Annotated in this window: 11 protein-coding genes and 1 tRNA gene; 7 read left to right on the top strand and 5 right to left on the bottom strand. The window is 47.2% G+C overall.

Going from position 1 to position 14,454, the window contains the following annotated elements; all coding sequences use genetic code 11:
- On the top strand, nt 1–2,776 hold a 2,776-nt coding region (locus AC2YIT_RS16135; protein WP_487279817.1), incomplete at its 5' end, for an RHS repeat-associated core domain-containing protein.
- Nucleotides 2,773–3,264, top strand: coding sequence for a hypothetical protein (locus AC2YIT_RS16130; RefSeq protein ID WP_487279816.1), 492 nt, complete (start codon nt 2,773–2,775; stop codon nt 3,262–3,264). The genes AC2YIT_RS16135 and AC2YIT_RS16130, both read left to right, overlap by 4 nt.
- Before the next feature lie 117 nt (nt 3,265–3,381).
- On the opposite strand, the gene AC2YIT_RS16125 is transcribed toward AC2YIT_RS16130, so the two are convergent.
- The 5 genes from AC2YIT_RS16125 to AC2YIT_RS16105 form a co-directional block, all read right to left on the bottom strand.
- The gene (locus tag AC2YIT_RS16125; protein WP_487279815.1) at nt 3,382–3,552 is read right to left on the bottom strand and encodes a hypothetical protein; all 171 of its coding nucleotides are present in this window, start codon (nt 3,550–3,552) and stop codon (nt 3,382–3,384) included.
- A 259-nt stretch (nt 3,553–3,811) separates the two neighbouring features.
- Nucleotides 3,812–4,558 carry a hypothetical protein gene (locus AC2YIT_RS16120; RefSeq protein ID WP_487279814.1) on the bottom strand — a complete coding sequence of 249 codons (747 nt, stop codon included), beginning with the start codon at nt 4,556–4,558 and terminating at the stop codon, nt 3,812–3,814.
- Between the two features lie 147 nt (nt 4,559–4,705).
- Nucleotides 4,706–5,455 carry a hypothetical protein gene (locus tag AC2YIT_RS16115; protein ID WP_487279813.1) on the bottom strand — a complete coding sequence of 250 codons (750 nt, stop codon included), beginning with the start codon at nt 5,453–5,455 and terminating at the stop codon, nt 4,706–4,708.
- Nucleotides 5,456–6,406: 951 nt separating this feature from the next.
- Nucleotides 6,407–6,490, bottom strand: a tRNA-Leu gene (locus AC2YIT_RS16110).
- Nucleotides 6,491–6,605: 115 nt separating this feature from the next.
- A complete protein-coding gene (locus AC2YIT_RS16105; protein WP_430845378.1) occupies nt 6,606–7,850 on the bottom strand; it encodes an ABC transporter permease in 1,245 nt (414 codons plus the stop codon).
- A 204-nt stretch (nt 7,851–8,054) separates the two neighbouring features.
- Here AC2YIT_RS16105 and AC2YIT_RS16100 point away from each other — a divergent pair, with 204 nt between their 5' ends.
- The 5 genes from AC2YIT_RS16100 to AC2YIT_RS16080 all read left to right on the top strand — a co-directional run bounded on the left by AC2YIT_RS16100 (nt 8,055) and on the right by AC2YIT_RS16080 (nt 14,381).
- Complete coding sequence (locus AC2YIT_RS16100; protein WP_487279821.1) at nt 8,055–9,317, top strand: asparagine synthetase B; 1,263 nt, start codon at nt 8,055–8,057, stop codon at nt 9,315–9,317.
- 188 nt (nt 9,318–9,505) lie between these two features.
- Entirely contained in the window at nt 9,506–10,750 is a 1,245-nt protein-coding gene (locus AC2YIT_RS16095) for an efflux RND transporter periplasmic adaptor subunit (protein ID WP_430845379.1), read from the top strand.
- Nucleotides 10,747–12,195, top strand: a complete 1,449-nt coding sequence (locus AC2YIT_RS16090) for a TolC family protein (RefSeq protein WP_430845380.1) — start codon at nt 10,747–10,749, stop codon at nt 12,193–12,195. The genes AC2YIT_RS16095 and AC2YIT_RS16090 overlap by 4 nt, the downstream gene beginning before the upstream one ends.
- 204 nt (nt 12,196–12,399) lie before the next feature.
- Nucleotides 12,400–13,062, top strand: a complete 663-nt coding sequence (locus AC2YIT_RS16085; RefSeq protein WP_430845381.1) for an ABC transporter ATP-binding protein — start codon at nt 12,400–12,402, stop codon at nt 13,060–13,062.
- Between the two features lie 74 nt (nt 13,063–13,136).
- The gene (locus AC2YIT_RS16080) at nt 13,137–14,381 is read left to right on the top strand and encodes an ABC transporter permease (RefSeq protein ID WP_487279812.1); all 1,245 of its coding nucleotides are present in this window, start codon (nt 13,137–13,139) and stop codon (nt 14,379–14,381) included.
- Nucleotides 14,382–14,454: the final 73 nt, after the last annotated feature.

Genomic DNA, 14,454 nt, shown 5'->3' with positions numbered 1-14,454 from the left:
CGTCGGCTCAGACCGCTCGGTAGTACTGGAATATGGTACCAACATTGCCAACGACGTCCGGTTGTATACCGTTGCGGCAGATAACAGCCTGGTGAATGATAATGTTTATTATGGAGCGGGCCAGTTATCTAAAACCAGCACTACCGATGAAAACGGGAACCTGTCTGTAGAATTCAAAGACAAAAACGGAAGGATTGTGTGCAAAGCGGTACAGGTGGCCAAAGCTGTGGGAGCTACCGCTGCGGTCTGGCAGAAAACGTATTACGTCTATGACGATCTTTCCCAGCTGAGATTGGTATTGCAACCAGAATATCAGCGGGAGGCCAATCTGAGCAAATACGCGTTTAAATATACCTACAATGGGCGCGGGCTGATGGACAGCAAATATGTTCCAGGTGGCGGTACGACAACAATGACCTACGACAGCCGGGACCGTTTAATCGAAAGCAAGGATGGCAATAACAAAATTACCTACTTTAAATATGACGAGCTGAACCGGGTGATCGAAACAGGCGAGAAATCTGGTACGAGCTACCTGCCGCTGGTAAAAACGCACTATGACAATTATTCACCGCCAGCGTCTTTGGGCACAGCGCAGGCGTTTGTGAACAGTTACACAGGCGGTTACCCCACTACTTACCGGGCTAATGTGAAGGGGATGGCAACCGTGACGGCTACGCGGATCCTGAATCCGGATGGTACTTATAGTAGTGACCAGACCAACGGATGGTATTTAACCACTACCTATTACGACGACCGCCTGAATGTAATCCAAACGATCCGGGCCCTTTATGACCTTGGCGGGGACAATCAGAATTATGAACATGTGGTAAGACAACTCCGTTTCGACGGCCGCGTGGAAAAGGAGCTTGTCAAGCAAAAGGTAAGTACAGGCGAATACACCGTAGAGAAGCAATACGCTTATGACCACGCCGACCGGCTCCTGAGTACCCGCTACATCGTCAAAAGTGGCACTACCGAAATGAAGAACATCGTGGTGGCAGCCAACCGTTACGATGCGCTCGGGCAGCTGAAGAAAAAGTTTCTGAATTCGACAGATGCCAGCACTTTTCGTGAACAATTGGATTACAGCTATATTCCAAGAGGCTGGATGAGCAAAGTAACAGGCAAGACCAGCGCCGGGGAGAATTTTGGTGTCGAACTTAAATATGCCAATGCAACAATCCCGCAATACAATGGCAATATCGGCGACATGCTCTGGAAGCGTAGCGGCGCCTGGGTAGGTTACAAATTTACTTATGACGAGGCAAACCGTTTGACGAAAGGAGAAGGGTTGAGCAACGATTACAGCGAAACAGTCTCGTCCTACGACCTGAACGGAAATATCAAAGCGCTGCAACGCAAAAACGGTGCTGCCACCTGGGATAATCTTACCTATGAATATGTAAATGGCAACCGCCTGAACAAAGTGACCGATACGGGCACCGCGGAAGGCTTTAATAATGGCTCTTCGGCCACAGGCACCGATTATGATTACGACGGGAACGGGAACCTTATTCAGGACCAAAACCGCGGTATCGCAAGCGGAGGAATCCGCTACAATATCCTGAACCTGCCCAGAGAGGTCGTCATCAATGGCATCACCATGCAATACCACTACGATGCCAGCGGCTCGAAGCTACGGATGCAGCGTGGTACGGACAACACCAAATACGCGGGACTTTTTGAGTACAACAGCAGCAATTACCTCACGCGGATTGGGACTGAGGAAGGCCAAATCAGCATTACCAACAACGGCGCCAGCGCGGCGGACTATTCTTTTGAATATTATCTGAAAGACCATCTGGGCAATGTCCGGCAAGTAATAAACGAGGCCGGTACGCTTTTGCAGGAGACGGAGTATTTTCCTTTTGGGCTGGCGATACCCAGGACGGCAGGGACGAATAAGTATCTTTACAACGGTAAGGAGAAACAGCCGGAGACTAACTGGCTTGACTATGGGGCAAGGATGTACGACCCGACTATTGGCAGGTTTTTTAAGCAAGATCGATTCGGGGAGAAATATTACGGTCTCTCTGGTTACCAATATGGAGGAAATAACCCAATGCTTTTTATAGATATCAATGGAGATAGTCTTTGGATTACTCAAAGAACTGGTTTTTTAGGCTTAGGGGGTAAACAAACTTTGCGTTATGAAAATGGAAAGCTTTTTAATAAAGATGGATCTTCATACGCAGGAAAAGTTTCTGGATTTCTCGGAAAAACTGTATCAGCATTGAACGAGTTGCGAACTACCTCTGCGACAGGAAGTGGGGTAGTTTCGGACTTGCAGTCATCGGACAATAATTTCAATATTGTCAAGGGGAGCGGAAATAGTTTTAATGCAAGTTCCCCAAGATTGGCCGCCGCCAACATAAGTGAGTTGTCAAGCGGCCTTAGTGGTGTTTCAAAATCAGGAAGTGGGGGGACTATTTTCTTTAATCCTAGTATAAGGTTGGGAGGGGTTGACATGAATGGAAACAGAGAACGGCCATCATTCGTTGGATTAGCTCATGAACTTTTTCATGCCCGAGATGCTAATTTTGGAAGACTCTATCCGTCAAGTGATTATAATAATCCAGCTACCAATACTTCATACTCCAGCACAATAGATGGGTTGTATAAATCAGAAATATCAGCGGTGACACAAGAGAATCAACTTAGGAGTGAGGTAGGTTTGCCATTACGGCAGAACTACGGCATAACGAACGGGAATCCAACCGGTCCAAGATTAATCCCTTTCTTTCTTCAACAAGCTTCATATTTATATCGATGAGAGAAGTTCTTTTCTTGAGTTTTATATTCATTTATGTCCCGCTAGTTGGATTTTCGCAACATGCCAGAAACATCAAAGGCAAAGGATATCGAGGTTATATCTTTTCAGAGCATAATAATGCATTTGTTGGAATAGAAGATCAGGAGGCTAAGTTTACTCCTGACTTGGCTACCGTCAGAGTTTTCGAGGAAACTCTACGTGAAAACATTGGTACTCTCCTTCATAGTGTTTCTGTCCCAAGTGACGGTTGCCCGGATATTCAGAAAAAATTGAAGAGATATGTAAGGCAGTATTTTGGCTTTGCTAACTCGGATGGGCAAAGAATATTGTACGTAAATTTTGTCTGGTGCAAAAATGTTAAATTCTTCGCAGGTGAAATTGATAGTGAATATATCCAGGTTTTGGATGGTTGCTCATTTTACTGGAATGTAAAATATAATGTTGAATGCAATGAGTTTTACGATTTGAGAGTAAATCCAGGGAGCTGAGTCTGTCCCATACAGTGCTCAAACAGCTCGTAAACGCAGTTCGTTTGCAGAAAGGAGGCTTTTTTGGAGAAATTACGCAGTTCTCCGGCCGTTAAAAAAATACAAAGCCCTGACAAGCTAAATCGAATGCTTGTCAGGGCTTTTTTGTTGCCCGGCGGGATATCTGTTATTGGGTGTAAGCCTGCTTGGTTTAAAACCCCGAATGACCATATCCAGGAAAGTATTGACGACAGAACGCGTCTCGCCTGTCAGCTCCTGGATCACTTCAAACTTACGCAGCAGTTCCATATCTTTTACCGTCGCTACATCGTCTGTCCTGCTTACGGCAATGGTTATCCCTTGGGTACAGATTAATGTAAAAAGGTTACTGTAATTGCACCCGGATATTAAAGCCGAATGGCGGCTACGACAATGTCAAAAGAGCGTTGGAATTCTGAACCGGAAGCTGTTCAGAATACCAACGCTCTCAATGAATATGTTCACCTGATTGTCACAATTAGAGCGCCCAAGCCACTGGAATCTGACAATACAGTGCAACTAAATCCCGTCAGTCAAAGGGCACGGGCGCCGCATAATAATCAAGATCACTTGATGTTCCAATTGAAACTGTTCCATCATAGTACCAAGTATAGACCTTGTCGGAATTTGCCTTATCTATTGCCATACCTATGATGTCTATGGTGCTTTTACCGGGAGGCAGAGAGTAGGGGTAAGGCGTAGCAAATGCCCCCAGGTTAGTTTTGGTACCACGGGAAGCCGTTCCGTCTTTATACCAGGCATAAGTATGGTTTATTGAGTTAATGGCTATGCCAACAATATCATTTGGAGTTTTACCCGTGGCACAAACATATGGTACGCCATAAGTATAAAAATCCAAATCATTAGATATTCCCTCAGCAAAAGTGCTGTTATAAAAATAAGTATAAACTCTGTTGACAGTTGTTCCCGGTTCAAGCCCGATGGCAATTTCGGCAATCTCGACCGGATAGTTGTTTACAGTCGCAAGCCCGCCATTTGTATATGTATATGTATAGCTTGACGAGGGATCTGTGTCGTTGTAAGTACCAAAACGTGCAGTACCATTGCCAGTCCAGTAGTAAAAATTATCGGAGCTCTTCTGTGCCCAATCCATACCAACCATCGCTCCCGGCAAATCCAATCGTAAATTAGCATCGGAGTTTGCCTTAGCATTACCTTTTGGAGTTCCAGACTCGATGTCGGATTCTTGACAAGAGACTACAAGCACTGCCGAGCATAAGACACAGAGGGATAAAACAAATGCAGATTTATTCATAACTGGCTATTAAGATTGAGTGGTAAAATAAACTAACTGTAATTCGATTTGATGCATAAATTTTATGCAGACTTAATTTGAATATTTGCTCTTCTTCAGAAAAATACCTGAAAGTTTGTGTATTAGTCAATGGTAAAATAGGTCCCGTCAGTCAAAGGGCACGGGTGCTGCGTAATAATCAAGATCACCTGATGTTCCGATTGAAACCGTTCCGTCGGAATACCAGGTATATACTTTATCGGAATCACCCTTATTTATTCCCATACCTATAATATTTGCATAGCTTTTACCAGGAGGTAAAGAGTAGGCATAAGGTGCGGCAAGTGAAGACAGATTATTTTTAGTACCACGGGAAACTGTCCCGTCTTTGTACCAGGTATAGGTATGGTTTAATGTATTAATCGCTATCCCAACGATATCGGCTGCGGTGTGCCCATTTCCAACAGTATATCCATAATGGCCGGCGGAATAATAGTCCAGGTCACTAGATACACCCTCGGTGAATGTATTATCATAAAAATAGGTGTAAACCCTGTTCACAGTTGTTCCGGGCTCAAGACCAATGGCCATTTCTATAATCTGGGCAGGATAGCGGGTTGCTGTGGCAAGTCCTTGCGCATCTGTATAGGTATAAGTAAAACTTGACGAAGGATCGGTATCGTTGTAAGTACCAAAGCGTGCAGTACCATTACCGCTCCAATAATAAAAATTATCGGAACTCTTCTGTGCCCAATCCACTCCGACCAGGGCTGTCGGCGCATCCAGCCTTGCCTGAGCATTGGACTTTGCTTTAACTTTATCTATTCTAGTTCCGGATTCAACATCGGGTTCCGTACAGGAGACCACAGACACTCCCAAGCACAAAATGGAGGACAGACACAATGCAATTTGTTTCATAATTTACTGCTGAAATTAAGTGATAAATAGAATAGTTCACAGAGTAGGCGTGGGTGCGTCTGATGGCCAGCTATTTAATAAAAAACATAACATACATTGATATACGCACTATTGTTGTTATAGCATTTGAACAGCAGCACTTTGTAAATTTTGGATTCATACTCTATAATCGGGTGAATACGAATCTTAATAGTGCTGAACACAGTTGAAAATACTATTACTTCGCTTCATCCAAAGATCAAAGAGCATTAAGAAAATAGCATACAACAATGAGCATGCTCCTTGCCGGGGCAATCCAGCATTTTTAAATATATATCATGAGGTTATGTAACCGATATAAATTAATGTTGTTGAAACTAATTATCCAAGCATTTGTAGAAATATTTTGGCTGTAAAATCACGACGCCATTTACGGTGCATAGGCGAAGATACGAGAGCATGTGGCGACTGTCCTTGATCGAAATAGCTATACACATATTAATCCAAAAATGGGATGGTTATGGCCCAGATAAAAAACTCAAAAAGGACTTGGGTACTACAAGATCAAGTTGTTATCTGAAAAACAAAAAGCCGTAGAATTGTATCTTCAGGAAGAGATGCCAGTTGCCGAGATTGCCAGACAATTTGGAATTACTATCAGTATGCTTACCCAGAATTGGGCTAATCTGATTCAAGGCTCATTGTCATAGCGGAGCATTAAAAGATGCAATTGATCAGTGCCAGTATCCGGAAAAGCAGATCATCCATCACTCTGAATAGAGGAACTCATTATCGCTATGGAGACTACATCAAATGTCTTCGAGAGGCGAATTTTATGATTAGTATGACTGAAAAGGGTGATCCGTATGAAAATGCGATAGTGGAATAATCACTGACCCCACGCCATAAACAATGGCTTAGCTAAAACAAAAAACGGAACTTCGGACGATTTCTCGCCAAAGTCCCGTTCCGTACCCAGAGCCGGAGTCGAACCGGCACGAGTGTTACCTCATTGGTGTTTGAGACCAACGCGTCTACCAATTCCGCCATCTGGGCATTGATCTTCTGGGTTGGGAGTGCAAAAGTAGGTATAAAAAGAGATTAAGCAAGCCATCGGTGCAAATTTTTACAAGAATTTTGTGACAAAATTCAAGACTCGTTGCTAACCTGCTTATTCATAGCGCAATGCCTCGATAGGGTCCAGGCGCGACGCCTTGATGGCCGGATAGATGCCGGAGAGCACGCCCACCATTACGCATATGGCAATGCCAACGGCCATCCAGAGCCACGGGACTACGAAGGTGGCGTTTTCGCTGATAACGCCGGTAATGGAGTTTCCAACGATGATGCCGAGGATTAGTCCGCCGATACCGCCGAGAATACAAACCACAATGGCTTCGATGAGGAATTGCATGCGGATCACGCGCGGAGTAGCGCCGAGGGATTTCCGGATGCCTATTTCACGGGTCCGTTCGGTAACGGATACCAACATAATGTTCATCAATGCAATAGAAGCTCCCAGCAGTGTCACAGTGCCGATTACGAAGCCGCCGATACGCAGATAACCGGTGATGTTCGCGAAATCCTTTACCATGGCATCGGCACGGTCGATGGTAAACGAATCCTCTTTGCCCAGTTCGTCGTTGCGAATCCGGCGCATCATGCCGCGGGCTTCCTCCACGATCATATCTCCATCAGCCACATTAGGAGCCGAGGCGGTGATGTTATAGGTAAGCGTGCGGTTGGCAGCAAGGCCGCGGCCGTTTTCAAGCGGGATGAGGATGAGCCGGTCAGCGTTGTTGTTGCCTCCCAGCGAGCCCTTCTTGGCCAAAACACCTATTACTTTATACCGGCTGCCCATGAAGGTGATCTCCTTGTTGAGCGGATCGTTACGCTCGAAAAGTTTGCGTGCAATTTCCTGGCCCAGTACTGCAACATTCAGGGATTTCTCGAGATCATTCTTGTCGAGGTTACGGCCCAGGTCAATCTTGTAGCCGTTAATGCCCAGGTACTGTTCGTCGGAGCCCACTACATTACTGTTCGGGTTGGTTTTGTTGCTCCGGTAGTTGACCTGCACGGCACCGGCAATATCGGCGGAAAGCGATGCTGTGGCCTGGTAAGTAGCTTTGAATTTATCAGCGAAGGTCTTTGCCTGACGGTAAGTGACCGACGGATATTGTTTGCTGCGGCGGCCTCCGCTTCGGAAATCGTCGTCCACGCGGTTGCGGACGGTGAATGTATTGGCGCCGAGATCGGCGAAGCTGCTGTTAACCGACCCCTGAATACCATCAATGGCCGTGAGTATTCCCACAAGGGAGGTAATGCCGATGGCGATAATCATGGCTGTCAGCACAGTCCGGAGGAGATTACTTTGGATCGAACGCAGGCCTTCTTCAATATTTTCGCGTATAATCATGGCATATAAAGGTGGTGCACCAGAAACAAGGTTTGGTCGTTAGTAATAGTGTCTGCATGGAATCCGCACAGGGCGTGAAATGCGGCCGGACGCCGGGAACCGGTACGAGTTTTGTGACAGATTTCGGAACGTGCCGGATTCTTTATTATATTTAATCTTTACCTGAATGTAAAACTGCGCATGAAAGTCGAAAGAATCAAACCAGTGATACGCCTGTATATCCCGCTCGTCATTTTTTTGATCGGCTCGCTGAATGCTATGGCAAACCGCCTGCTGATCCCGATGGACGAGTCTCAAAAGAACCATTTGAAGGCTTATGGCATATCTTTCTGGATACTGAAGAACTATGAAATGGAAATGGACTGGCTCCTCAATTACCGGGGCGGCAGTTTTATGGTGGCTTACAATCAGCAGTTTGCATCGGAAATGACTGTACGGGGAGTAAGTTTTGAAGTTATTTCCGAAGGCCAGGCGGGGCAGATATTAAACCAGATCAGTTCGCCGGATGTGAATATGGACGCGGTGAAACTACAAAAAGCGCCCCGTATTGCGGTGTATTCTCCCAAATCCAAGCTCCCCTGGGACGATGCGGTGACGCTGGTACTCACCTATGCTGAAATTCCGTACGATGTAGTGTATGATGATGAAGTTTTGAATAACAAATTACCTGAATACGATTGGTTGCATTTGCACCACGAAGACTTCACAGGGCAGTTTGGGAAGTTTTTCCAGTACAAGGATTATCCCTGGTACCGTGAGCAGAAAAAGGAAGCAGAGGAGACCGCTACCAAGTTCCAGTTCAACAATGTACCGCAAATGAAGCTGGCGGTCGCCAAAAAGATTGCGGAGTTTGTGACCGGCGGAGGCTATATGTTCGCGATGTGCAATGCGACGGACACGTTTGATATTGCTTTGGCTGCCGATGGCATAGATATCGTGGATGCCATGTATGACGGCACACCAGCGGATCCCGCAGCGAATGCAAAGCTGAATTACGGTAATTCATTTGCATTCCAGGATTTCAAAACGATACCTTATCCTTATGAAATTGAGTTTTCGGACATCGATAACCAGCCCGACGAACGTGGAATGATCGAAGCGAACGACTTTTTCTCGCTGTTCCAGTTTTCGGCCAAGTGGGACCCCGTGCCGAGCATGCTCACACAAAATCACCAGACCATCATCAAAGGTTTTCTCGGGCAAACCACTGCCTTCAAGAACCGGCTGATCAAACCGGAGGTAATCATCCTGGCGGAGAATAAAAATGCCAAGGAAGCACGCTACATTCACAGCACGCATGGCAAAGGCTTTTTTACATTCTACGGTGGCCACGATCCGGAGGATTACCAACACCGGGTGGGCGAAGAACCTACCGATCTGAATCTGCACCCGAACTCGGCTGGCTATCGTTTGATTCTGAACAACATTCTTTTCCCGGCTGCGAAAAAGAAGAAATTAAAGACCTGACCGGAAAGTTAACACCGAAAGAAAAGCGTTTGAAATCACACCAACCGTGCGTTATCGCACGGTTTTTTGTTTTTATGAAGTTGTGCAACTGATTGATTTTTAGTTATTTATCAATTGGCACGGATTTCGGATAAATAGAAGGGTATTAGCCATGAATTTTTCTACCGAAAACCTCCAATCAAATCCACATGGATCGGGAAATTGCACCGGAATATGTCAAGCAAAGCAGAAACCGCCGATGGGTGATCATCGGTGCCGCCGTGATAGGGCTGGCAGTTTTGTTTTACTTTTTTAAGAAATCGCTTTCCAGCACGCTCGAAAGTGCCCGCGTGAGAACCGGTACTGTCGAAACCGGCGACGTTGAAAACACGCTTACCGCGTCGGGAGAAATTATTCCGGCCTACGAGCAGATCTTTACAAGCCCTATCCGCGCGAGCATCAAGCGTATATTGCTTACACCCGGAACGCGTGTGAAACCCGGACAGCCGATTGTAGAACTCGACAAGTCGTTAACCGAGATCGAATTTGAACGCTACAAAGACCAGCTCGAACTGAAAAAGAACGGTATCGATCAGCTACGCATGAAGCTCAATAAGAATTTGTATGATGCGGAAATTAACGATAAGATCAAATCCCTCAATATCAACAAACTGAAAGCGGATTTTGAAGACGCTAAAAGGCTACAAAAAGTGGGTGGCGGGACTGTCGAGGACATTACCCGTGCCGAGAATGCATTGAAAATCGCGGAACTTGAAAAGCGGCAGCTGGAAAACGACCTCCGGTATAACCGAGAGTCGATGGGGGCGAGCTTGCGTGAAACCGAGCTGGGCGCGCAGATCGAAGGTAAAAACTTACAGGAATTACAGCACAAGCTCAAAATGGCCGACATCATCGCCGATCGCCCGGGCGTGCTTACGTGGGTGAACGAGAACATCGGTTCGTCGGTGAATGAAGGCGAAATGCTGGCGAAAGTGGCGGATCTGGGTAGTTTTCGGGTCGAAGGAAGCTGCTCGGATGTATATGCGGATCAGGTGAAAGCGGGGCTCGGGGCCATTATCAAAATCAATGAGGTGCAGCTGCGCGGGATAATTACACAGGTGAAGCCGGCTGTGAAGGACGGGGTGATCGGATTCACAATCCAGCTGGACAATGCCCGGAACGAATCGCTCAGGCCCAATATGAAAGTGGAGGTATACGTGGTGACGAGCAAGAGTGCCCGAACACTGCGCGTGGCGAATGGCCCGGCGTTTACGGGTAAGCGGAAACAATATGTTTATATTCTCGAAAACGGCAAGGCACACCGGCGAGAGATCGAAACCGGCCTTTCCAATTTTGATTATGTCGAAATCAAAAGTGGCCTGAAAGCGGGGGAGAAGGTAATCCTGACCAACATGAATGATTACGAACACCTGGAAGAGCTAACCATTCAATGATTATGAGAAAGCTTTTCCTCTGGATTCTCATTTTGCATTTCGGCGCCGTTTCCGCGCAAATCCGCAAGCTGACGCTCGAAGAAGTGGTACAGCAGTCGAAGGAGCAGTCGATCGCTTCCAAGCAGGCTGTAACGCAAAAAAAGACCAATTACTGGCAGTTTCGTTCGTTTCAGGCCGACTACAAGCCGCAACTGAGCCTGCTGGGAACATTACCGGGGTTTACACGATCGTACATCGAAGTAGTGCAGCCCGACGGTACAGTGTCGTTCCAGCCTGTTTCAAACAATAATTCCATGCTCAACCTGTCGCTCAGCCAGAGCATCGCCATGACCGGTGGTACCATTTATGTACAACAGCAAATGCAGCGTTTCGACGATTTCCAACGCAATGTGACGCGCTACAATGGCATTCCGTTCGAAATTGGCATAAAACAGCCACTGTTCCGCTTCAATCCGCTCAAATGGGACCGCAGGATTTCGCCGTTGAAATACCAGGAAGGCAACCAGCAGTATATTCAGTCACTGGAACAGGTGGCGCTGGATGCAACCGGATATTATTTCGATTTGCTGGTATCGCAGGTGAATTTGCAGATCGCGGAGAAGAACCGGAGCAATAATGACACGCTCTTTAAAATTGCGAAGCACAAGCTGGAACTGGGTAAAATTTCTCAGAATGACCTCCTGCAATTGCAAATGGGCCTGCTTACGGCACAGAAGGATCTCGCTTCGGCTCAGCAATCGGCGGCTGTGGCGTCGCTCAAACTGAAAATGTACATGGGCTCACGCGACGAGCGCGAACTGGAATTGGGTATTCCGGCAGAAGCCAGCGAATTTGCGATCGATCCGCAGGTTGCCCTCGACGAGGCATTTGCAAACCGCTCGGCCTCTGTAGCATTCCGACGCCGGCTGCTCGAAGCCGAGCGCGATGTGCAGCAGGCACGAAAAGACAACGGGCTGAATGCCACGCTGAACGCTACCTTCGGATTGTCGAACCAGGGCAGTCTCCCGCGCGATGTGTACGTGAGCCCGCAGGACCGCGAATTTGTGGAGCTGCAACTCACGCTGCCTATCCTGACGTGGGGACGAAATAAAGCAAGGACCGAGGTGGCCCGAGCAGCTCAGGAATTTGCGCAGCAATCGGTGGAGCAGGATAAGCTTACCTTTGAGCAAGAAATATTTACCCAGGTAACCCTTTTACAAATGTTGCAAAAGCAGGTGAAACTCACGCAGGTAGCCGATGGCATCGCAGCCGACCGATACCAGATCGCCAAAGAGCGTTTTATCCTCAGCGATCTCAGCGTAACCGACCTCGGCATAGCCACGCAGGAAAAGGACATCGCCCGCCGCGATTACATTCTCGCACTGCGGGATTACTGGCAGGCCTATTACAGTTTGCGGCTGCTGACACTTTATGATTTTGAGCAGAACCGTAAGATTGCCTATTGAATAATTAAGTCAGGTTTAGTCAAGTGTTGTCAAGTTTAGTCAAGTATTGTCAGGTTTAGTCAAGTGTTGTCTGGTTTAATTCTGTTTCTTGACAATTTTATGACTACTTCTGACCATACCTGACTACCTCCGGGCCACACCTGACACTTGACTAGGCCTGACCTTTTAAACCATTCAAAACGTCTAACATACCAGTACCGTGCCATGATCAAACTCCAAAACGTAGAAAAAGTGTACCGTACCAGCTCGATCGAAACGCTGGCTTTGAACAACATCAACATTGATGTCAAGAAAGGCGAGTTCGTTTCGATAATGGGGCCCTCGGGGTGCGGGAAGAGTACTTTGCTCAACATTATCGGGCTGCTCGATGCGCCTTCAAAAGGACAAATCGAGATCGATGGCTCGCCCGTGGAACGCTATACCGACAAACACCTGGCCGAATTGCGTAACCGCAAGCTGGGCTTCATTTTTCAGAGCTTTCACCTGATCAATGATTTATCAGTGATAGATAACGTCGAAATTCCGCTGCTTTACAGGAATACGTCGGCCCGGCAGCGTCGCGAGCTCGCGCAGGCGGCGTTGGAGAAAGTGGGACTGAGTAACCGCATGAAGCATTTTCCCAAGCAACTTTCGGGCGGGCAGAAGCAGCGCGTCGCCATCGCCCGGGCGATCGTCGGTAATCCCGAAATCATCCTCGCCGATGAGCCGACCGGTAACCTCGACAGCGCGATGGGAAATGAAATCCTCGGCATTCTGCAAAAGCTGAATACCGACGGCGCCACCATCGTCATGGTCACCCACGACGAAGCCATGGCAAAGAAGACCGACCGGTTGATACGGCTGTTTGACGGGACACAGGTTAGTTAATGTTGAATGATTGACCCGGTCACTCATTCAAAATTCAGTCATTCAATCATTCGGTCATTCAAAATTCACTACCGATGCTCTCAAACTATATAAAAATCGCCTGGAAGGTATTGCTGCGGCATCCTTTCTATACTTTCATCACGCTGTTCGGTATTACGCTTACGCTGACCGTGCTGATGGTGGTGACTTCTTTCCTCGACCATCTTTTCGGAGCACATTATCCGGAGGCCAAGCGCGGCCGCTCCCTGTATATTGCTACCATTCTTCAAACCGATTCGGCGAATACGACAATGTCGTCGGGACCTGCTTCTTTTGATTTTTTGAAGAAGTATGCCAAGTCATTGAAGACTGCCGAGCGGGTGTCGATCATGAATAATTTCGGCTTTTCCAATGCCTATGTGAATGGCAAGCGGATCAAACTGAACACCAAATATACCGATGTCGATTTCTGGTCGGTGACTGATTTCGAATTTCTGGAAGGCAAGCCTTACGACGATACCAACATTCGCAACGCCGACCATGTGGCAGTAATTACCGATGCCCTGCGAAAGCAGTATTTCGGTAGTGACGCCGAATCTGTGGTTGGGAAAACAATCGATATCGAAAACATCAACTACCGGGTGATCGGAGTTGTGAAGGGTAGCCCGCCGACGCGCGTCTACACCTATTCGGACGTGTATTTTCCTTACACTGCCCCTAAAAGTAACTACGAGGAAAAAGGAATGCGCGGGCGTTTCGTGGCCATTGTTTTGGCTAAAAGTCCGGATGACCTTCCTGCCGTTCAGGCGGAATTCGATAGCTATATTGCCCGTATTCCCCGCTCGGAATATTCGGATAATAACCGTTTCAATGTGCTGATCGTCAAAGCGGAAACTTATTTCGACCATTTCCTCAGTATGTTCACACGGGGTGAAAAGGACCGTATTACCCTTTACGCGATCGTGGGGCTGGTGCTGCTGATGATCATGGGGCTGCCGGCCGTGAACCTGGTGAATGTCAACGTTAGCCGCATCCTTGAACGGGCTTCTGAGATCGGTGTCAGAAAGGCTTTCGGGGCACCTTCGAAAGCGCTTTTGTGGCAGTTTATTATTGAAAACGTATTTATCACTTTCATCGGCGGTGGGTTTGCATTGATATTGACATTGGTGATCATCCATTTCATCAATTCCAGCGGATGGATCGCCTATGCCGATTTGACCATCAACCTGCAGGTGTTTCTGATCAGCGTGTTGGTATGCCTCGTTTTCGGACTGCTGTCGGGTGTTTTGCCTGCATTCAGAATGTCGAGACTGAAAATAGCGGAAGCGCTAAAAGCTTGACTTAATCAGGGCTTTGAATCACAGTGGCTCCAATGCGTCCACTCAACATTCAGTCATTCAATCATTCAAAATT

It is taken from the genome of Dyadobacter sp. SRI_021 (assembly GCF_057586235.1).
This window is presented reverse-complemented; position numbering and strand designations above follow the sequence as displayed.

What these genes read in the sequence shown, in the direction of transcription:
- AC2YIT_RS16115 (WP_487279813.1), bottom strand. Translation starts at nt 5,455, where the DNA reads ATGAAACAAATTGCATTGTGTCTGTCCTCCATTTTGTGCTTGGGAGTG.
- AC2YIT_RS16105 (WP_430845378.1), bottom strand. Translation starts at nt 7,850, where the DNA reads ATGATTATACGCGAAAATATTGAAGAAGGCCTGCGTTCGATCCAAAGT.
- AC2YIT_RS16125 (WP_487279815.1), bottom strand. Translation starts at nt 3,552, where the DNA reads ATGGAACTGCTGCGTAAGTTTGAAGTGATCCAGGAGCTGACAGGCGAG.
- AC2YIT_RS16120 (WP_487279814.1), bottom strand. Translation starts at nt 4,558, where the DNA reads ATGAATAAATCTGCATTTGTTTTATCCCTCTGTGTCTTATGCTCGGCA.
- AC2YIT_RS16085 (WP_430845381.1), top strand. Translation starts at nt 12,400, where the DNA reads ATGATCAAACTCCAAAACGTAGAAAAAGTGTACCGTACCAGCTCGATC.
- AC2YIT_RS16095 (WP_430845379.1), top strand. Translation starts at nt 9,506, where the DNA reads ATGGATCGGGAAATTGCACCGGAATATGTCAAGCAAAGCAGAAACCGC.
- AC2YIT_RS16080 (WP_487279812.1), top strand. Translation starts at nt 13,137, where the DNA reads ATGCTCTCAAACTATATAAAAATCGCCTGGAAGGTATTGCTGCGGCAT.
- AC2YIT_RS16130 (WP_487279816.1), top strand. Translation starts at nt 2,773, where the DNA reads ATGAGAGAAGTTCTTTTCTTGAGTTTTATATTCATTTATGTCCCGCTA.
- AC2YIT_RS16090 (WP_430845380.1), top strand. Translation starts at nt 10,747, where the DNA reads ATGATTATGAGAAAGCTTTTCCTCTGGATTCTCATTTTGCATTTCGGC.